Annotated in this window: 15 protein-coding genes; 3 read left to right on the forward strand and 12 right to left on the reverse strand. The window is 54.6% G+C overall.

The genetic code is table 11. The annotated features are described in order from the left end of the window. Window positions 1-3: 3 nt before the first annotated feature. The 9 genes from B9N43_RS10485 to B9N43_RS17200 form a co-directional block, all read right to left on the reverse strand. A complete protein-coding gene (locus tag B9N43_RS10485; protein ID WP_145842151.1) occupies window positions 4-4,875 on the reverse strand; it encodes a hypothetical protein in 4,872 nt (1,623 codons plus the stop codon). 738 nt (window positions 4,876-5,613) lie between these two features. Further along, a complete protein-coding gene (locus B9N43_RS10490; protein ID WP_145842152.1) occupies window positions 5,614-6,591 on the reverse strand; it encodes a hypothetical protein in 978 nt (325 codons plus the stop codon). Beyond that, window positions 6,584-8,470 carry a hypothetical protein gene (locus tag B9N43_RS10495; protein ID WP_145842153.1) on the reverse strand — a complete coding sequence of 629 codons (1,887 nt, stop codon included), beginning with the start codon at window positions 8,468-8,470 and terminating at the stop codon, window positions 6,584-6,586. The genes B9N43_RS10490 and B9N43_RS10495 overlap by 8 nt, the downstream gene beginning before the upstream one ends. Next, the gene (locus B9N43_RS10500) at window positions 8,467-9,660 is read right to left on the reverse strand and encodes a metallophosphoesterase family protein (protein ID WP_145842154.1); all 1,194 of its coding nucleotides are present in this window, start codon (window positions 9,658-9,660) and stop codon (window positions 8,467-8,469) included. Before B9N43_RS10500 ends, B9N43_RS10495 begins: the two co-directional genes overlap by 4 nt. 10 nt (window positions 9,661-9,670) lie before the next feature. Continuing rightward, window positions 9,671-10,507, reverse strand: coding sequence for a DNA adenine methylase (locus tag B9N43_RS10505; RefSeq protein WP_145842155.1), 837 nt, complete (start codon window positions 10,505-10,507; stop codon window positions 9,671-9,673). A gap of 349 nt (window positions 10,508-10,856) precedes the next feature. Beyond that, entirely contained in the window at window positions 10,857-11,399 is a 543-nt protein-coding gene (locus B9N43_RS17780; RefSeq protein WP_222428710.1) for a DUF6527 family protein, read from the reverse strand. Further along, complete coding sequence (locus B9N43_RS10510) at window positions 11,386-12,729, reverse strand: HesA/MoeB/ThiF family protein (protein WP_145842156.1); 1,344 nt, start codon at window positions 12,727-12,729, stop codon at window positions 11,386-11,388. Before B9N43_RS10510 ends, B9N43_RS17780 begins: the two co-directional genes overlap by 14 nt. Then, window positions 12,726-13,115 (reverse strand): E2/UBC family protein, encoded by a 390-nt coding sequence (locus B9N43_RS10515; RefSeq protein ID WP_186453776.1) that lies wholly within the window; start codon window positions 13,113-13,115, stop codon window positions 12,726-12,728. The genes B9N43_RS10510 and B9N43_RS10515 overlap by 4 nt, the downstream gene beginning before the upstream one ends. A 1-nt stretch (window position 13,116) precedes the next feature. Next, window positions 13,117-13,407, reverse strand: coding sequence for a hypothetical protein (locus tag B9N43_RS17200; RefSeq protein ID WP_186453777.1), 291 nt, complete (start codon window positions 13,405-13,407; stop codon window positions 13,117-13,119). Window positions 13,408-13,810: 403 nt separating this feature from the next. Between B9N43_RS17200 and B9N43_RS10520 the strand changes: the two genes are divergently transcribed. Next, the gene (locus tag B9N43_RS10520; protein WP_145842158.1) at window positions 13,811-14,419 is read left to right on the forward strand and encodes a WYL domain-containing protein; all 609 of its coding nucleotides are present in this window, start codon (window positions 13,811-13,813) and stop codon (window positions 14,417-14,419) included. A 316-nt stretch (window positions 14,420-14,735) separates the two neighbouring features. Here the strand turns inward: B9N43_RS10520 and B9N43_RS10525 are convergent, their stop codons facing one another. The 3 genes from B9N43_RS10525 to B9N43_RS10535 all read right to left on the reverse strand — a co-directional run bounded on the left by B9N43_RS10525 (window position 14,736) and on the right by B9N43_RS10535 (window position 16,925). After that, window positions 14,736-15,320: a mobile mystery protein B gene (locus B9N43_RS10525; RefSeq protein ID WP_145842159.1), complete on the reverse strand. Its 585-nt coding sequence runs from the start codon at window positions 15,318-15,320 to the stop codon at window positions 14,736-14,738. Continuing rightward, window positions 15,317-15,820, reverse strand: a complete 504-nt coding sequence (locus B9N43_RS10530; protein ID WP_145842160.1) for a mobile mystery protein A — start codon at window positions 15,818-15,820, stop codon at window positions 15,317-15,319. The genes B9N43_RS10525 and B9N43_RS10530 overlap by 4 nt, the downstream gene beginning before the upstream one ends. Before the next feature lie 703 nt (window positions 15,821-16,523). After that, window positions 16,524-16,925: a response regulator transcription factor gene (locus B9N43_RS10535; protein WP_145842161.1), complete on the reverse strand. Its 402-nt coding sequence runs from the start codon at window positions 16,923-16,925 to the stop codon at window positions 16,524-16,526. Window positions 16,926-17,105: 180 nt separating this feature from the next. Here B9N43_RS10535 and B9N43_RS10540 point away from each other — a divergent pair, with 180 nt between their 5' ends. Further along, a complete protein-coding gene (locus B9N43_RS10540; protein ID WP_145842162.1) occupies window positions 17,106-17,825 on the forward strand; it encodes a response regulator transcription factor in 720 nt (239 codons plus the stop codon). Next, window positions 17,826-18,923: a sensor histidine kinase gene (locus tag B9N43_RS10545; RefSeq protein WP_261379307.1), complete on the forward strand. Its 1,098-nt coding sequence runs from the start codon at window positions 17,826-17,828 to the stop codon at window positions 18,921-18,923. Window positions 18,924-18,990: the final 67 nt, after the last annotated feature.

Here is an 18,990-nt window from a genome sequence, read left to right on the forward strand (position 1 = left end):
AGCTTAGCTTAGCTGACAGTCCATCGCGGCAGCAATAACAATGCCCATAATAAGAAGCTCATCAGCATTCCGAATTTCCACGCTGCCATCTTCGCTAAACTTCAGTGCTACTTTCCTCTCAACTCTGGACCCTTCAGGCGTGTATATCGCATCAATTTGGACCTTGTTATCTGTTCTCAATGGCGGAGGATGTTTGGCCTCTTTCTTTATTTTGGTGGGGTCCTGCGCTCTACGCGGTGCAGCCAATGTGCGTGCAACTCGGATACTGATGGGTTGAAACCCTACGTCACGACATGCTGAAATCATTTCATCAGTGGCGGTGGAGGATGCAAGCACCACAAACCGTTCATTGGACAGATTCAAGCAATTTATTATTCCTTTGGCAAGCTGGCCATGGGATGGTTTCCACATCACCCACTGCCTAGTTCGGCCAATCATCTCAGTGAATGACAAGAGAGTCGATTTTCCTGGCGTGGCATCAAGCAGTTCAGGCAGTTGGATGCCAAAAAGACGAGCCCATCCGCTTTCTGTCACGTGTCTCAAAAATGTACGACTTTGTGGAAAGTCCTGGCCTGCTTTTGCAGGAGTTCTGACAACGAGGCGAGTACCGATCTGATCAACCGCCCGGCACAACATCATGGTTGCTTCCTCTGATAGATTCAGTGCCCGAGCGATCATCACGGGTTCCCTGCCATCAGCTAGGCGCCTCATGACCTTCAGGGCAGCCTTGGCCGTCATCGGGGCAGGATCGCGCCGAATCGATTCAAGGATTGTTAAATCCGGTGGCTTGTATGCAGGAATGCTATCAAGATCAAGGAACGCATCAGATGCCGAAAATGCCTTCGCCGGTTGTTTTCCAGCAAGCGCCACCCAATCACCGAGCAGATGTATGTAACTCCGGAACGTCGTTTGGGAACCCATATGTCCCAGCGCACGGCCGAGCGCCCAGGAGGTACGCCTACGGCACGCAGGGTTAGCCATCAGAGTACTCAGTATTCCCTCCCGATTGTCCCCGGCCCAATAAAGTTGCTTGGCCTGGGGTAGGGTTTGGGGAATGGCAGCCAGGAAAAGTCGGTTCGCGTAGGCGTGTCTTAGATGATGCAGTCGTATCTTGGCCTGTCCCGTCACATGTTGCAGGGCCAAGTTACAAAGCGTCGAGGCCGCCTCGAGTGATGGAAGATTCCTACTGGCATCAGAAAGAACTGGCGATGCATCCGCACGGCCATGAAGGGCCAAGTTTTGCTCAAGTAACTTGTCTATGATCTTCTGCTCGAGCTCTGACAGCTGAAAAAGGAGCGGCATCAGGCGGCGGGAACCCAAGGTCTTAAGTGACCGATGCCGGTTTCCCTTGACCACGACGACCGTCAATTCAGGATGCACCATCCAGTCTTGGCGAAGCAGTCCCCAACTCTCTTTTCGTCTAAGGCCAGCCCGATGCGCGCAGATCAACAGCCAGCATGCCGCTTCCCTGACGTCTTCTGGGTATTTTATCGACGAATACACGAGAAGAAGGGCGTCTTGGTATTCCCGCTCTCCGATCATGCCAGGAAGCACGCCAATTCCACCACGCACATCCGGTAGCTCCGACCAGTTCGGTTCAGCGATTCCATATCCCGCCGACCGAACCCAGTGATGAAAATCAAACAGGCGGGCAGCAACATAGGCGCGATCGCGGGCCTTGCCATGCTCCAGAACCGACGCGTAGAAATCCGTCAGTTCGTCATCATCGAGATTGGTCAGATCGATATGGTAGCCAAGGTTCTCGAAGGCAGATGAGAGGGAATTGCGATATCGATCAATACTTTCTATCTTAACTTTGCGACGATCGTCTCTCAGAAGCGCCGCAATCCAGCGGACCAGCAGTGTGACCGCTGATTTTGCGCCGTTTTCGTGATTCTTGATGAGGCGATCAATTGCGATAGCCTTGCGTTGCCGAGCTGTCCCCTTGACCTTTTTTTCAGGAGTGGCCCCCAGCTTCTGGGTCTCGATGAGCTTGTCCCGAACGGCCTTCAGTAATCGCGCTGCCGTCTGACGACTAGCGGGATGGCTTTCGGTAACCTTGATTGATTGGGAAGTCAGCCCCTCGATACCAAAAGACTCATCGACGATATTGTTGGTGCCTTGATCTGCTTGCGTGGGCAGCCGAGGCCGCTGTCCGTGATGGACGTAATACAGGTCAGCCCATGAGGGCGAATAGGACAAAACTCGACCGCTCAAGTAGCCCGCCCGGATCCCCTCGAGTTCTATAAAGTTGGTTTGCTCCCTCAGCGCAGCCAGGTTCTTGATGAGTTGGCGACTGGTTGTCTGGTCTGCTGGTTGACCTATCATGGCTTGTGCCAACGGTTGCATCAAGGTATCGATCTTTAGGTCGAGAATCTCCCGTTTGAGGGGCGTCGAGCCACACTTGGCCAACAGGTGAGCGGCTCTTTCCGACAGCGGGATCCTTCGAACTGGAGTAGTCGGGCCGGCCGTCTGTCCGCTCTCAAAGTGTTCCAGGTAGGGGATACCACCGGCGATAACAAGGTGAATGTTGGTCAGTGTGGCGACATCACAGAGGAGCTTAACGTCAGTCCACCGATGCTCGATGCAGAGCAGGAGCGCAGCCGCCATGGCCTGACTGTGGCGACGCGTATTTTTGGAGGACACGAAGCCGTTTCTGTCTTTGGCGATAGTCTGAGCCTGCTCGCAACGCTTGAGTGATTCAGTGGCGAGGGATCCAAACGGACTCGCTTCCTGGGCATGTTGGAGGAAAAGGCGGTTGAGTCGGATCGGAGCAACGGACTTTTTGTCCTCCCGGCTGAGCAAGCGAATTAGGTACGCATATTTGAGCTTCCCGATGTCCGTCGGGTTTGCCGACCAACCGAAGAGCAAACTTTTCGATAGTTTGAGAATTTCATCGGGGCTAAGTTCGTCTAAGGGACGTGAATTGAGGAATCGGGTGATATCTGCCTGGGCTTGCCGCCATGCCGCGATACGTCTCTTCTGTCGATCACGTGCTCGCGAGTCGATGCCGAATGGCCGGGACTGGAATTCCCCCGGTGCACCTTCTACGACAAGCCGGGGCGGTGGGACTGCCCAAGTAGATGCCGAGGAAAAGCCGAGTTCAGAAAATACGTGAGCCAGCATGGGGCGGGCCCGTTTGGCATCGTCCGCCCAACAACGGAATGAGCGGTCACCATAGCTTGCAGCGTGTTCTTCAGCGTGCCCCAGCATGCCGTCGATGATCTCCGCATTCAACCCCAGCTCGCGAAGTCGTTGGGCAAGGCGATGCCGAAACAGGTTGGCCGGGAGCGGCCAGTGGAATAGCCCATCGTCTGCAGTCATGATCTTCGCCGAAACAGAAGCCCACTGAATTCGGCTCCCTGTTTGGCTCAACAGGAATAGAAACGGCAATCGCCCAGTTGGCTGTTGATCGATCAAAGCGCGGATTTCGAAAGAAAGATCTGGTGTCACCTCATACAGCGTGTCCGCCAGGATTTTGAGGTGCCGACCATACTCGGTCATGAAATCGCTGGCCAGGGCCGAGGGGAGGGGAATTAAGCGCCCCTGGTGCAATTCGTCGCTGTCTTTGTCATCGACGTACAAAAAACTGTTTTCAAGGTCAAAGTGGCAAGGGGATTCGAAAATGTCCCTGACCGGGCGACATCCTGTCGCCGCCAAAAGCCCGACCGCCCAATAGGAGACGAAGGCGTTGTGAAACTCCAGGATCGAGCTGCTACTGCGCAGGCCATCCAGGGTTTGCTTTGCCTGGGAAAAAGCTTCTGCCAGCAGCCCGTCGAGCGGATCCAACCGGCTTCCCATGGCAATGATATTGGCAGCACTCTGGCCCTCGCTAATACCGAAGGGGGTAGGCAGTTGATCCGACGTCCAGCGGGCATAGGCGCATGGGGCGGGAAGTCCCGAATTGGGAGACGAGCCCAGCAACCGGGCAAAGGAAGTGTCGTCGGAAGCTTCGAAGGTGAATTGAGTAAGGGCATGCGCCAACATTCCACCAGTGACCCGTGGAGCGATGGTCTCTATCGCTTGGCGGAACGCTGTGGCACAGACTTCTTCCACAGCAATGGCCTGCCAAATATCGCCAATTGTGCGGACATTTTGGCGAATATGTTGCGCAAGGCAGTGGATAATTGCCGATGGTAGGGTGATCGTTTGGGCCGTTGCCAATGGACGAAGCCATTCTCGCTGATCTGGGGTGTCGGGTACCCAGGAGCTGTAGCGCCGCGGCGGCTGTCGCTGCAATTGGCCTTTGCCGACGTTCAATGTCCAGTCATCGGATATTTGACTCCCATCAACCACTATCCGACAAACTTGGTTAATCGACCGCCCAGCCGTCATGGCGATCCAGGTAATTGCTGCCAATAAGGCTGACTTCGAGTCGGGCGATTCTATTGTCGCAGCGATCCAGTCATCGATCCTCGATCGGTCCCATCGATTGGGCGTCGTCCAGGACCACGGAAGAAACTGCCGCTGTTCCGCCGTCAGGAGCAGAACACTGCGTCCGACACGAACCTTCTCACTCATCGGCAGATCTTCGCGGACGTCCTGTACCAGAACCCCGTCCTCATCACCGCTAAGCAGCCGATCGGGAGGATCGGCGTCGATGAGATTGGCGACCGACTCGATGGCTACAAACTTTTCGTCATCAGACTCCGTTTCGTCTGGTGCATGTGAAGTGAGGAGTTGGGAGGGGACCAGTTCGGTTACTGCGCTGCCAGCATCCTCCAAGCGACTGAATCCGGCTGCGGCGATGATTGCCCGAAAGAATCCGTCTTCGGTCGAACTGAGCGGTGCGTAGTCTCTTCGCAGTGCGATAGCGGTATTCTCGATGTGTCCGTTGATTGTCAGGAAATCCTCGGAGAGGACTTCCAGCTCCATCAGAAACGTTCTCCACCGGCCGGGTTCATGGATCCGGTACATCGCGGTGGCTACGGTTCGGAGATGGGTGTCCTGGATAATTCCGTGAATCGCTCGATCGGTCGCGTGAACCAGCAACCAACAGCACAACTTGGCCCACCAGATGGATTCAGCGCGGGTTTTTTGCGGGGTCGAAGTGGCTAGTGCCGCCGCAATATAGGTGGATTTCAGATCACCTCGAAGGGCCTTCTTCGCAGGCTGGTCGTCAGGCAGGTGCTCAATGCCAGGAGGCGGCCCATATTGGTGAAGTGCGTTCGAGAGTGCCCACAAAGGTTCCGCAGCAACACACTGGATTGACCACGATTCGAGAAGTGAGTGTTTATCAGCGTCGGCAAGGTGTCCCAATAGGGTACCGAGGATTCTACGATCGCGAGCGACGAGCCCTAGATTGCTAAGGAGAAGGAGTTCCTTCAATACACCGTGGCTTCTTGCCCAGGCAACCGAGCGCGCGAGACCGTAGGTGAAAAACACCGGGGAAAGGAGACAATCCTCAAATGAACTTGAGGTACCGGAATTGACGCTAACAGATGGGCGGGTAGCTGCCGGAATAGTTTTGAGTGTTGCCGTAAACTTTTAAGTCTGCATGATTCTATGATATTAGAGGCGGCTTTCTCACTATGGTGGTACGGGTTATCGCTCAGGTCATAGTCCGGTGCTCGGCCATGTTGCCGTTGGCGTCAGAAACGGCGAGCGGCCGGTTTAGAGCTGTTTTGCGACGCCGACCGCAATTGTCTCCGGCCTGACCCCAATGCCGTAAAAATATCCGCTTGATCTGACATCACGTGGCAACCCATGGCGACCGCTACTAACTCGCCATACGGACGAATCAGCGTGAAACAGTTGGGCTAATAACGCTAGGACCGAAAACATTTTCGGTCCTAGCGGAAGAATCACAACGTTGTGCTCCTCTTCGAGGCCGCGTATCGCTGAATCCAAGATCGCGAGAGTACCGACAGGGTCTTCGACCGCGTATTCAATCACGTCTCGCTCGCCCAATTCCGCCAGAAGGCTTTCGTTGGCTTGGCGTAGATCTGGTTCATAATCCTTAATCAGCGACACTGGCATGAACGCAACAACCTTGGATGCCTGTAGATACTCAGTCGCCCCCATCACCTTGCCCGGTTCATAGCCCAGGCCCGCGACGAGGGCAATTGGCCTTCCCGGATCCCTAAACCACCCGGCAAATCGACTGTGTACTGGACCGACGATCTCGTTCTGAACGAAGCCGCCTTCCGGAGGTTGAAATTCCGCCAGCGCGTACCAGATGTCGAGCGTAATCTTTCCTTGCTGTGTTAGTGGAATAGCAGCGGCCAGTATTGAAGCGATACGAAATCGATTCAAACAAGACACATCGCAGGCGACCCGAGACGGTTCCAAGGATGAGCCCCGCTGTGATGCCAACTCTTCAAGCTCTTTCGCGATAATCTGGGGAAAGTCTCCATCCGAAATGTCGTTGAGAAGTCGGATGCCATTGGACGAATACCAACTCGTATTAGCTGCGTACGCGGCTTCCCGGTTGTGGTCAAAGCCGATAGCGACGATACGGTCCTTAAAGGAAAGTAGTTCCGTTGAAACGGCGATAGCTCTTGACTCATAACCAAGTGCAACAAGAACCAAGTCGTAACCAACTTCGCGCTCTTGCTCTAGGGCAATTCTTTCAAACCGTAAGTCATTCATCAAATAACCCCTTTTGCGGATCATCTTCGGACTTGTTTGATGACTGTGTTGGTTTGGGCCGCTCTCTTTCAAGTATCCGAGGGCTCTTCTTTACTAGCGTCGCCAAGGATCTGGACTTGCTCGCGGAACGCAGTGGAAGTAGCGCCAGAGGAGCAAAGAGGTGGGTCAATCGGAGCCGAACTCCCGCGACCTGAGAAAAAACGGAACGCCCTTCTAACCCTCCAATTGGGATAAAAGCTCCTGAGTAAAGTCCATCGGCAATTGCGTCTCTCACCGCCTCATCGCAATCTTCGGGAACCTCGAAGCTCATCACTGGATCCATTGTGAAGACACCCTCCAGGACGCTACGGCGGAAGGAGCCTGTGAGTTCGTCTACGATGTAACGAAGGCCACCCTTCCTACTGTTATCCGGCGCCGCCACCTTACTCGGTATCGTCGTAATGTAGTCTTGGAACTTTTGCGATGCTCCCTGAATAACTCGAAACTGCTTGTCGACGCTGATATCCCGGCCAGAACTACCCCGCGACCGTTCAATCAGCAGTTGTCTGGCAATACCGGTAAACCATCTCGGGTTCGCTTCTGAAATAAAGCAAACGGCCTCCCAGCCGCTATAAATCTTGGCCGTAGACTTCTTACCTTTCTTAAGTACGCTTTTTTCACCCCTACGTGAAGGGCCTCGGTCGATCAGAAGATTTCTAAAGCCAACGAGAGGCGCTGCTTTACGAACTACCGCGTCCATCAATTCTGGAGGTACCTTCTCCAGATCATTTGCGTTCACACCCTTCCTGGAAAGGACTTCCTGAAAGGATGGATCCTTGTTCGCGAGTTCGCTAAATGCGCGCTGCCATGCCCCTGTACGCCGATAGGTTCCTCGTACATCTGGCGCATGAAATACTGAATGACCCAAAACAGCTGTGGGTTGTACGATGCTCGTCTTATCGGCAGCCAAAGCTAGGCGACCCCATAACGCTTCGCAGAAGCCTTGCGCATCCTTCGGGTCGGCGTACAGAGATATCTCTTCGAAGTCGTTGCCTGCTGATGGCCCGAGAACGCTGTGGAAGACATCGGCTGCCGATGCAGATGGGCTAATCGCAAGTTTGAATACCAACCGTTGATCGGTCGATCGAAGGCACGAAAAGAGCATCCGCTGAACACTATCGGGAGCAATTTCAAGTTCGTCAAAAAGTAGCCCCCAACGTCCTTGGTATTGGCCGGTCATAGCGTTGAAGGCCTCAATACCCTGGCTCGCACATGGAACAAGGGCAGTCTGGGCAGATGAAAGTAAGTGCGCTAGCTGGTCAGGACTATTGGTTGCGACTTCGTGAAGCCTTGCCATCCGGTCGACGAGCGATTGCTTGATACCCAACAGCGAATAGATCAAGGGAGAAAGGTTCCAGCTGTTGGCGAGAGCCCTACAAAGCTCCGATTCTCGTTCCCGCGACACGTCAAAATGGAGGAAGCCGTTATCCTGCTGCGGTCGATCATGGGTCAACTGAAGAAACGTATCAAGCAGCGCCCTCTGGAAATGGGTAACGAAAATAGCATCTGTAAAGCGGAGGGCTATCGGCTGCTCAATTGCTTCGGCAATACAAGTAATCTGTTGCTTCCATGCCTCGTCCGCCGGAATAAAGACACCAATGAATCCAACTGATGCCCGGGTCTGATCTGCACTCGGATGATTCCAGCACGCCAACGCCTTCGGCTGAAGCATCTTTAATAGGTGCGTCTTACCGCTCCCTCGCGGCCCCACAACCAGCGCATGCTGCAAGGTCGCTAGCTGGTGAAAATTTAGATTTGGAACAAAATGCGAAGCGATTTTCTCCGCATCAAGGTGTCGCGCGTTAAATGCCGAGAAGAAAACCTTTGATGACTTTATCATGTTGCCCTCGGGGCAATTTGGCTGGGAAGCCCCGTACGATCGTAGTTGACTGCAATTCCCCGCAATTCCAACTCGTCTTCCAACTGTTCCAAATGCTCTGGCGTCAAGTAGTTAAGCGAGGGAAGCGTCCCGAGTGCTTCTGACCATGTAATGTACGCAGTGCCGACGAGCTTTGAAAGCTCATCGGCTAAGCAACCCACTTGACCCTTAAATCCGAAGCCACAAATGGTTGGCATACCCAAATTGCTACGCCCTGCTTGGCTCCATTCGGTTGTCTCGGTCCACGACCAAGTCTTAACAGTGCCGACAATCGACGAATGATCAGACTGATTCGACTTCTTTAGCTCAATGAGGTGAAACTGATTCGGAATACCGGTTAGCCTTGCTCCAAGGCTACTGGAACCAAAAATAATGGGCGCACACGACGTCGAGGCTTGACCGTACACCAGACGTGGATGGTGGCGATGCCCGTGAATGACCAGCCAGGACTTTCTTGTCGCGCGTTCTAGCTTTTCCAACAGTTCCGCGCCTTTGTGCACATACTGGTAGTCTGTTTTGCCTGCGAGGCTCGTCATAGGCATGAGATGGTGGTGACAGACAAGAACGAATGTCTGCTTGTCCTTCCACTTAGCCAACTCGCATAGAATGGCATCAATCGTACGCTGACTTACTCTTCCGTGTTCGATTTCTTCTTCGCGGCCACCATGGTATGCGCTCGTATTTAGCACCAATGTGCAGCAGTCAGAAGCTAGATCGACGAAGACAAAGTTCTGTGCCCAGTACTGATTGTTGATGGCTGGATCGTCAAAAGGGAACCCTGGCGTTTGACACAAAAGAGCACCCTTCGGATCGGGGTCGTCGTCTTCGCTACGGTCCTTCAAATATCTCGAATTCAAATCGTGATTGCCGCAGGTCGACACCAACTGCCGCGAGCCGAGAGCCGCGTTCAGTTCTTGGAGCCTTGACCACGCAGAACTGAAGCCTTGCAGGTCCGCTTGATTGCATATATCGCCGGCGCAGACCAGTATGTCGGCGGTAACACGCTCGCGCCTTACATACTCAATTAGATTGACGAGTGGGTTTCTACTCTCTAACGCCGCCGTGCCGAATTGCAAAGATGAATTGCTCGAATTCTTTGCATCTACGAAAGCATGCAAGTCGCTTATCACCGCAAAGCTAAGCTCAGCCATATTTTTGATCCTAGCTTGTCGTACGATAGTTTGTCATTATCATTTCATTTATGTCGGTCCGGAACTTCACTCCGCCGGCAACCGTTCGACGGACCGATTCGTACATACGCGACCACCCTTCAAGCTCCTCTATTATCTCTTTGTCATGAACATAGGATAGCATCACGTTCACGTTTCGCTCCGTCAGTTGTTTCGCTGCCGCAACGAGACGACGCTTGTCCTCATCATCAAAACGAGCTGCGTAGCCGTATTCGCCTCGATAACGCGTAGTCGTGGGATAGGGCGGATCCAGGTACACGAAGTCACCTGGCTGAACATCAGCTAGCGCCGCCTGAAAATCCCCTGAGATAAGAGTGGCCCCGTGAAGAAGGGACGAGGCCGCACGCAACTCCTGGAGTGTCGGGATTGCATATATTCTCGACCCCAACGGAACGTTGAACCTGCCCTTCCTATTCGTCCGATATACCCCGTTGAAACACCCCTTCATGAGGTAGATGAGCTGCGCTGCGCGCTGCTCCAACGTCAGTGTCGTGCGATCCAGCTCACGCAAGATGTAATAGGCATCGGACGATACTGGTATCGAAGCCAGGTAACGATGAACCTCAGATGGGTTATCTCGGACGGCCGTATAGACGTCAATAACCTCTGGATTTATGTCACCTAGCGTCGCCCTATTCGGACGCATACGAAAGAAAAGGCAAGCCGATCCTGCAAACGGTTCGATATATGAACGGAAAGTCTTCGGTGCAGACCTTTCCAGTATAGACACCAACCGCGCCTTGCTTCCCGACCAACGCAGGAAGGGCGCTGCTGCAATCTGCACATTGATTTCGGATGGCTCCAACATTGCTCTTTCTGGTCATCGCCAAAATATAATTGACGTAGCCAAAACTACGATCATATATCGCAGCGCGGCCAGTCAGTCAGTATACCGAGGGAATGACCAGCCTGCATCGATTGTGATAGAAGCCCGGATGAGCCTGATGGTCGTGGCTGCGATTATCGCGACGATGGTAGTCCTGAGCTTCCGCCGCTGATCGCCACATGTCGTTCGTCTGAATGGGTATTGGTGCCCGTGACCTTCGAGCCCGATTGCTGATGAGGGGCGGCTTACCGCCAGACTGCCGCCCGACAAGGACTGATCCGGCAACGGCAGCACTGGCCGAATTTAAGACCGACGGCGATTATTAACCCAACTAAACCCTTATGCTAATTCGACCTTGAGTACTGGACCCTAGTATGCACAAGTAATGCCCCTCCTGCTTTCCCTTTGCGGCTTGGTGCCTTCGAACTAGTTCCTCGCAGGCCCAATAAACATCCCAAGGTACAGCATCCAGACGTTCGGCCAAGATCCGATGATCAGTGGATTCGGTAGGAAGCGAGGCGAGTACAGAAGCGATCCAACCTTCCGATATCCGTTCTACGCGCGCAGCGCCATATGCGCCGCACCATAGGATTTCGTCGTTCCAAACAATAAAGTGTGCTCGACAGCCATCCTGCTTCCAGACAGAGGGATATAACGTGATCTTGCCCTTGCGTTCGTACTTGCGCCAGGCTGGACCGCTCCGGCCATCGAGATTGACGCTAATCGTGTCACCACAGCCATCCGGACAGCGAATCAAGACGGAACGTGGAACGCCTCGTTCGACAATCACGCAATCGCCAGGATGCTTCAGCAATTCGACACCGTTCGAATAGCGTTGCACAACGCCGCAAAACCGAAGCTTATTCACTTTCATGGTCTATCTCGTGGAGTGGGTCACCATAGTCGCCATTTCCAACAGCCTCGGCGCCGCAAAAAGGACAATTCGGCTTGGACGACGATTGAGTTGGATTCATACGCGAATCGGCACCGTTGTAGTACACGTAGCGCCCTCTGTGGGGAATACCTGTAACTGCGGATAGCGCCATCGTTACTGCGAGCGACGCCGCAGTGGACGTCAGAGATATCACTGCCGGCTGCTTTACGGCGTTTGCATTCGAGAAATAAGGGTCCGCCTGACGTTGCTCAGGGGTCATGAGTTCATGCCGTATTCTCTTGGCGTCAAGCCGATCCATACACCATAAACACGGCAGGCCCGGCGCCAACATTGTCGCCTGAGCGCCATAAAAAAGGGGGACGCCTTCATTTTTTTGGATTACCACGCCCATATCGATAACCGGAATCATGTACTTGTAGGCAATCCGGTTAAGTTGATCGCGACTTGCGTGAGAGTCCGTGCAACAGAAGATGAGGTCGGCATCTACCAGTCTCCGTCCAACACCTCTCTTTGTCACGTCCGCGCGGATGGGAACTATGGACGGACTGGCTCGCGCCTCTCGGATCACGCGCTCAGCCACTTCAATTTTCGGGCGATTAATATCTCCCTCAGTGGCGCCGTAGATGCGGTTTAGATTGGTCCTATCAACAACATCCCAGTCCACCAAGATGTACTGATCAATGCCGAGGCGGGACAACTGATAGACAATGGCCGAACCAGTGCCGCCAAATCCGACAATGGCTACCCTCAGACTGTGCAACCGCCGCTGCCCTTCCTCACCAAAGGCGAGAATTTGGCGGTTGTGCTGGTCCTCTAGAAGCACAGCCTCTCCGGTATTGCAGGCGAAATGCAGTTCTGCTCCTACCTCCACCACCCGAATTGGTTCGCCGCTGGTCATTATCCTCGCGTCGAAACCTGTGTTTCCAACAAGTAACGATGCATGGGGAACTCCGGGGCTGCGATAGTCCATGTACGGGCCCAGTTGACGCTCGGCGTCATCGTCTATGGAAGAAAATTCCGGCCTATCCTGCATTGGATGGCTATGGCAGTAAATCAGGGACCAACCTCGGTCTTTGGCGCGACGTTCTAACGGGATCGCAAAATCCGGGGAGAGACGAACCCTTGTTGGCGTCCGGCAATCGTAGTCACCTTCTGCTGGCAGGTGAATCTCTTTGACTAGTAGCCGGAATCCGTCGGCCCGAGCGGCGGGTGTCGCCAATAGAATCGCGGCACTCTCCCTCGACTTGTCATCAAGAAGTGCTTGCTTTAGCCGTTGAAGTTCGGGAGCCTTAAAAACCAAATCAATCATTCCAGGCGCTCCAATCGGTCGCGGATCGTGCTCATGTACGAACACAAGTCGCAGGTCGCAGGATTCCAATTGTTCACATGCCAGGAGAACCAACGGGATCCCGGCGGCGCCATAAGGTGTGGATTGGAAGTCTGGCTGTTCTTCGGCTCACCGCCAGCGACAAATCGCAGATCTTCCGACCAAAAGCAGTCGGGGGCAGCGGACGGATAACCATCCGGAACCGTGAACCAGATTGCAGTCGCAGCTTTATTCCAGCCAGCTGGTAGATCTACTGCCGGAATATAGATGCTGTGGGTCCGGTGTCCTTGGTCTTGCCGAATCACCACATCGGAGAAACGTTCTTTCAGCCGAAAAAAATGCCGTTCCAGCGTACTTCCGGGTTCCATTTCAGACTCCAAAATCGGCATTCGGACGACTATGGAAGTGCAGCGGTCCACCATTGCCATGTCCGTGGGAAACATCGATCGGGTCGTTGTCGCCAATCGTGCGATCGGCCTCGTTGCCGTTACCCTCAAGCACGAGGGTATGGTTGGGGTCGAATGTCTTTCCAGCCGCGCGAATTGCATCCTTGATTTGGGCCCCCGTCAGGACCGCCTGAGTCACGTCGATCTTCTCACCTACGAAAAAGAAGAACTGATTCTCGTGCGGCGTGCCTTCCTTAACTTTTCCAGTTTCCATCGTTACATCTCCATATAGAAATATTGCTGGCGAGAAAATACATATAAATACTATACGTACCATGCCAGCTGGCCGCATGATAGTATGGGTATAATTTCTATGTCAACATAATTTATATACGTATCGGAGGCTTGTGAAAAAACAAAGTCGGGCATGGAGTGCCGAGGCTAGACTCCAGTTCATCGAGTTCAGGCTTTACTGGGAAGGGCGAATCAATCGAGCGGACCTAATTAGCCATTTCGGCATATCGGTTCCGCAATCGTCCCTTGACCTGAGAAGCTACCTAGAACTTGCACCAGGCAATGTCGAATACGACAGTCGACGGAAGGCTTACTTTGCGACAAGTAGTTTCAAACCGGTGCTTACTACACCGAACGCGAGAGACTACCTAGCGCAGCTTGAAATGCTCCAAGCCGAGCAAGACAGCCCGTTTTCTCATCGTTCGTTTGTTAGCGTTCCGCCAAGCTTTGACATCGCGCCATTCCCCGAACGGGTAGTGGATCCGCAAACCCTCAAACGCGTGCTTCATGCCATTCGGGAGCGACGGGCACTGCACATGGAGTACCAGTCGATGAACCGACCGGAGCCCATTTGGCGTTGGATATCGCCTCACGCCATCGGGTCCGATGGCTTTCGATGGCATATCAGAGCCTACTGCTACGAAAACAATAAATTCATCGACTTCGTTTTCGGCAGAATATTGGCGATTGGGGAGTCGAAGGACAGTGAAGTTGACCCCAGCGAAGACTCGGCCTGGAACAATTGGATCGAACTAACGATTGGGCCAAATCCTTCATTGGCTGGCGGGCCACGCAGAGTAATCGAACTCGACTACGGTATGGTTGGAGGCCTGACGAAGCTCATAGTCCGTGAGGCTCTGTCATCGTATCTGAAAAAACGACTTGGCCTCATTGCCAACATCGCCAGCTCAGAAGCCGCTCACGAAGATAAACAGGCAGGTCAACAACATATTGTTCTGATCAGGGAGGAACGGGTTAGCGCTAGATCATGACGTGACTAGGGACTTGGTGTTGGGCATTTTTCGATATTGTCAGGCCGCTGAAAGTCTAGGAAGTTCCGGGCTGCAGAGAAAAGCAGCCTTTCAGGAATTCGATGCTGCCAAAGGCAGCAATCTAGCTCATTGCTGACGTAGTCACCGTACCTCACCGCCGACGGCTTGGCCGAGTTGTGTGAATAGGCACTACGGCAGCTTACGAGTGAAGCATGCTGTCCGATTCCGAGCCGTAGGCTAATGTCAGCAAGGCCGATTACTGATATTCCGGAGAAAGTCCGTAACGGGCGCAGATGTGCGCCTGTTCATTCTGTTTTCAGCTTCTGGCAAAGGCGAGTAAAGGCGCAATGTCGCGCGCGTCGGCGGCTTGCAGTGCGGTGATGTAGTCCTTGCGAGTGTCGTTGGCGTCGACCAAGCTCTTGCTGCCCCAACTGAATCGAGGCTTGCCCAAGCGCTCAACCAGCAGGTCCGCCATCATCCGGGCATGACGTCCGTTTCCGTTGGGAAACGGATGAATGGCGACGAGCCGGTGGTGGAAGCGGACGGCGATCTCGTCGGCCGGGAAGATACCGTGCTCGACCTGATAACGCACATCATCGAGCAACTTTTTCAGATCAACGCCAATGCAGAGCCAATCGACACCGATGTTCTTGTCGGACTTGCGAAAATCGCCGGCCCACTTCCAGGTTTCGCCGAACATCTGCTGGTGCAGCTGACGCAGGAAACCCTCGTTGAGGATTTCCTTGCGCTGCTTGCGCGCCCAGCGCTCACCCTGGACGATGTTGAGCTGCTCCCATTCGTTCAGATCGCCCTGGGTGGTGATGTGACTGGGGATCAGGCTGGCGAGTTCGTCTGCATCAAGTGGGGTGGCACCAGGTGGATAGGCAAGCTGGACAGTCATTTGGCCGGCCGCTCCCTTTCCGACACTTCTTTACCCGCCCCTCGCCATAGGGTGCGGCGCGATCCCTTGAGGAGCTCTTCGGCCAGGACGCGAGTCTGCAACTCGACCGCCTCCCGGGAGGTCGATTGTGCTTCCAGTGCCATGGTGTGGCTGACAGCGGCCATCTGCTGGCGCGCCAGAGTCATGGCCCGGCTTTTCAGGGTATCGGCGAGGCTCTGCTTCGGCACCAGGGCGTAGTGCAGTTCGCAGCCCAAGGCTTCGGCGACGCGCCGCAGAGTACCCAGGCTGATGGTGTCATCTGCCTCGGATGTTTCCAACCGGGTCACCGTGGAGGTGGCGACGCCGAGCCTTGCCGCCAGGTGGGCGGCGGCCATGCCCAGGCTCTCGCGGATGGCCTTGATCCAGCCAGACGGCGGACGCGACGACAAATCGGCATCTCGCCAGCGGTTCAAGGCAGCATCGAGCTGGCGAAGCTTGAGTTCGGAGAAGTTCAATTTCATAGCATTGCCCAATAACGCAAACTATACAGTTTGTATATAGCATTATAGAGCAATACATACAAATTATTTATTGCGTCACGAAGCAATCATTACAATCACAAGCGACTCGATCTGTTAGGGTCTTTCTGGTGTTACAGACTTTGTCCGTGACATGATTAACTTCGGTGACCGCCGCCGTAACTGCCAAGCACTCTTTTCGCGGCTCACAACTATCCGGCCTTGAGCTTCAGCACCGTCAGGTGCGGTGAGAAGGTGCCCGATCTTCCAGATGGGAGAGCCAGATCTGGGCACTGAGGAGACTGGTACGAACACCGTAGGTCAAAAAAGCCGGGGCAGAAAGGTAATCCTCAAATGAACTTGAGGTACCAAAATTGACGCTAACAGCTAGGCAAATGGCTGCCAAAATTGCCTTGGGTGTTGCCGTAGACCTCTGATATTGATAATTTTAAGGCATTAGTAACATCTTTTGGCACTACGGTAGTGCTAGTTATTGTTCGGATTCATAATCTTCAAACGGCTCTCCCTCGGGAGGGCCGTTTTCGTTTGGGTGCAGGCGGGAAAGTCGCCCGGCCGCAGCGGATGCGTCCTTGGTGGACTCCTTCCATGGAATGGAAAGGGCTACATGGGGATTGTAAGCCCCCTCCTCGCGCCCATGGAGGGAAACAGGGATGAATGCCGGGCGACTGATGGACACGCCTCGTAACTACTTGCCTTCCCCTGTATAGATAAGTACAAGCTCCACCACCGAGCTGACATGCAGCTTTTCCATCATGTGCCCACGATGGTTATCGACGGTGCGGGAAGATATCCCCAACTTTTCTCCAATTTCACGGCTTGAATTACCCTGGGCGACCAGTTTCAAGATCTTCAGTTCGGTCGCTGTCAGCAGAGCCAAGCGAGCCTCGGTGGCGCGACGCTGCATGTCCTTCACGTAGAGCAACTTGCTTTCAGCAATAGCCCGCAGCACCTTGTCCAGGAAGGTTTGATGCGCGAACGGCTTTTCAATGTAATCGAAAGCTCCAGACTTCATGGCCTCGACAGCGGTACCGACCTCGGCATACCCGGTGATGAATATGACGGGAACGGTATAGCCTTGCTCGCGCAACAGGCGCAGGACGGCATTGATCCGCCGGACCTTGCCATGAGAGATTTCCTTTCAGATTCGATAGACGTGGCAATGCCGCCGAGAACGGCCTGCATACCGGCCAGATTTTCCCAGCCCTTGGGGTAAATCTCTGTAAAAGTGGCTCAGGCATGGTGTCTTGTGCCATAACATCCCGTCACCATGAACCCCGACGACTCACCATTCACCCAGATGAATGTCCTGCTGGTCGATGATGATCGGGAGCTGGTAGACCTGATACGCGACTATCTCAATCGTGAGGGGTTTGCGGTCACCTGCGCATACGATGGCATTCAAGGTGTGGAAGCGGCCTTGTCGGGCAAGCACGACATTGTTGTTCTTGATGTGATGATGTCGGGATGCGATGGATTCCAGGCACTGACAAGGATTCGGGCGGTCAGTTCGATTCCCGTCCTGATGCTGACTGCTCGCGGCGACGATGGCGACCGTGTCGCCGGACTTGAGCACGGCGCCGACGACTACGTGCCGAAACCCTGCTCCCCGCGCGAACTGGCTGCCCGGTTGCGCGCCATTCTGAAACGGGTCGGCATGCGTTCTCAAACCGAGAGCAACGCAGACCAGCCGATCAGCCTTGGCCGCTTCTCGATCTGCCCTGCGCAACGGCTCGCGACCGACCACGACAGGCCACTTGAACTCACCAGTACCGAATTCAGCGTGCTGGAAGTATTGGCCCGCAATGCCGGAAAGGTCGTCAGCAAAGAAGAACTTTCCCTACAGGCGCTGGGGCGTCCGATGACGCGGTTCGACCGCAGCATCGATGTGCACATCCACAGCATCCGCAACAAGATGCAGCCTCTGGAAGACGGACGGTCGCGCATCCAGACCATCATCCGCAAGGGTTACCAGCTGCTTTCGGGATAGATGATGATGATGATGAAAACAAGCCGCTTGTTCTGGAAGTTCTTCATCATCCTGTGGCTGGCGCAATTCGCCACGGCGCTCGGTGTGGGCGTCTTGATCTGGACCCATCGCCATGAGGATCGGCCGCGTCTCCATGAATTCCGTGAGGCACCTGGTGGCCCGGAAGCCTCTCCTCCCCATCAGCCGCCGGTGCCGCCAAGATCGATCCTTCCGCCCTTGATGCCGGTTGCGGTAGGCAGCGTGGTGAGCCTGCTCTTCGCCTGGTGGCTGGCAGGCTACTTCGCTCGTCCGATCCGAACCTTGCATGAAGCCTTTGAAGCCGAAGCCAACGGCAAGCTGGATACCCGGATCGGCACGCGGATGGGAAGTGGCCAGAACGAGCTGGTTGCCCTCGGGCAAGACTTCGACCGCATGGCAGAACGCTTGCAACAACTGGTCGAAAGCCAGCGCAGGTTGCTGCATGATGTCTCCCACGAATTGCGATCGCCGCTGGCCCGTTTGCAGGCCGCTGCCGATCTGTTGCAGCAGCAACCTGAACGCGCTCAGGAATTCATCGAAAGGATACAGCGTGATACCGGACGCATTGATACGCTGGTCGGCGAGTTGCTGACGCTGGCACGACTGGATGCCGGCACCACCGATGGCCTTGACGAATCGGTCGATTTCGGTGAAATCGTGGCGGACGTCATTGACGATGCCAGTCTCGAAGCTGCCGCGAAAGCGTGCTCCATCACCACGGATGCAGACGACCCGCTCTTTGTTCGGGGTAACCGCGAACTCCTTCACCGCGCCCTGGAGAACGTCGTGCGAAATGCCGTGCAATACACGGCGCACAGCTCCAATATCGACGTTTTCGCCCACACTCTCGGGGGAAGACTGGTTGTTGCGGTTGGGGATCGCGGCCCTGGCGTGCCCGAGGGCGATCTCGAGGCCATGTTTGAACCCTTCTGCCGCGGCAGTGCGCATACGCCTTCTGGCTACGGCCTCGGGCTGGCCATTGCACGCCGCGTCATACTGACACACCACGGCAGGATTACCGCCGCCAACCGACCCGACGGTGGTTTGCTGGTCACCATCGACCTGCCCGCCGCGAAATAGAGCCTCCGATCGTCACGGTCATGAAGCCTGCTCTGCGACAGCACGAGTGAATGAGGCGACCCGCGCC

Origin of the sequence: Denitratisoma sp. DHT3 (genome assembly GCF_007833355.1) — a bacterium.
Taxonomy (GTDB): Bacteria; Pseudomonadota; Gammaproteobacteria; order Burkholderiales; family Rhodocyclaceae; genus Denitratisoma.

Coding starts and splice junctions, on each gene's coding strand:
- B9N43_RS10485 (WP_145842151.1), bottom strand. CDS start 4,875: ATGGAGCTGGAAGTCCTCTCCGAGGATTTCCTGACAATCAACGGACAC.
- B9N43_RS17780 (WP_222428710.1), bottom strand. CDS start 11,399: ATGAAAGTGAATAAGCTTCGGTTTTGCGGCGTTGTGCAACGCTATTCG.
- B9N43_RS10510 (WP_145842156.1), bottom strand. CDS start 12,729: ATGATTGATTTGGTTTTTAAGGCTCCCGAACTTCAACGGCTAAAGCAA.
- B9N43_RS10515 (WP_186453776.1), bottom strand. CDS start 13,115: ATGGAACCCGGAAGTACGCTGGAACGGCATTTTTTTCGGCTGAAAGAA.
- B9N43_RS10545 (WP_261379307.1), top strand. CDS start 17,826: ATGATGATGATGATGAAAACAAGCCGCTTGTTCTGGAAGTTCTTCATC.
- B9N43_RS10495 (WP_145842153.1), bottom strand. CDS start 8,470: ATGATAAAGTCATCAAAGGTTTTCTTCTCGGCATTTAACGCGCGACAC.
- B9N43_RS10500 (WP_145842154.1), bottom strand. CDS start 9,660: ATGGCTGAGCTTAGCTTTGCGGTGATAAGCGACTTGCATGCTTTCGTA.
- B9N43_RS10540 (WP_145842162.1), top strand. CDS start 17,106: ATGAACCCCGACGACTCACCATTCACCCAGATGAATGTCCTGCTGGTC.
- B9N43_RS10520 (WP_145842158.1), top strand. CDS start 13,811: ATGCTCCAAGCCGAGCAAGACAGCCCGTTTTCTCATCGTTCGTTTGTT.
- B9N43_RS10525 (WP_145842159.1), bottom strand. CDS start 15,320: ATGACTGTCCAGCTTGCCTATCCACCTGGTGCCACCCCACTTGATGCA.
- B9N43_RS10530 (WP_145842160.1), bottom strand. CDS start 15,820: ATGAAATTGAACTTCTCCGAACTCAAGCTTCGCCAGCTCGATGCTGCC.
- B9N43_RS17200 (WP_186453777.1), bottom strand. CDS start 13,407: ATGGAAACTGGAAAAGTTAAGGAAGGCACGCCGCACGAGAATCAGTTC.
- B9N43_RS10490 (WP_145842152.1), bottom strand. CDS start 6,591: ATGAATGACTTACGGTTTGAAAGAATTGCCCTAGAGCAAGAGCGCGAA.
- B9N43_RS10505 (WP_145842155.1), bottom strand. CDS start 10,507: ATGTTGGAGCCATCCGAAATCAATGTGCAGATTGCAGCAGCGCCCTTC.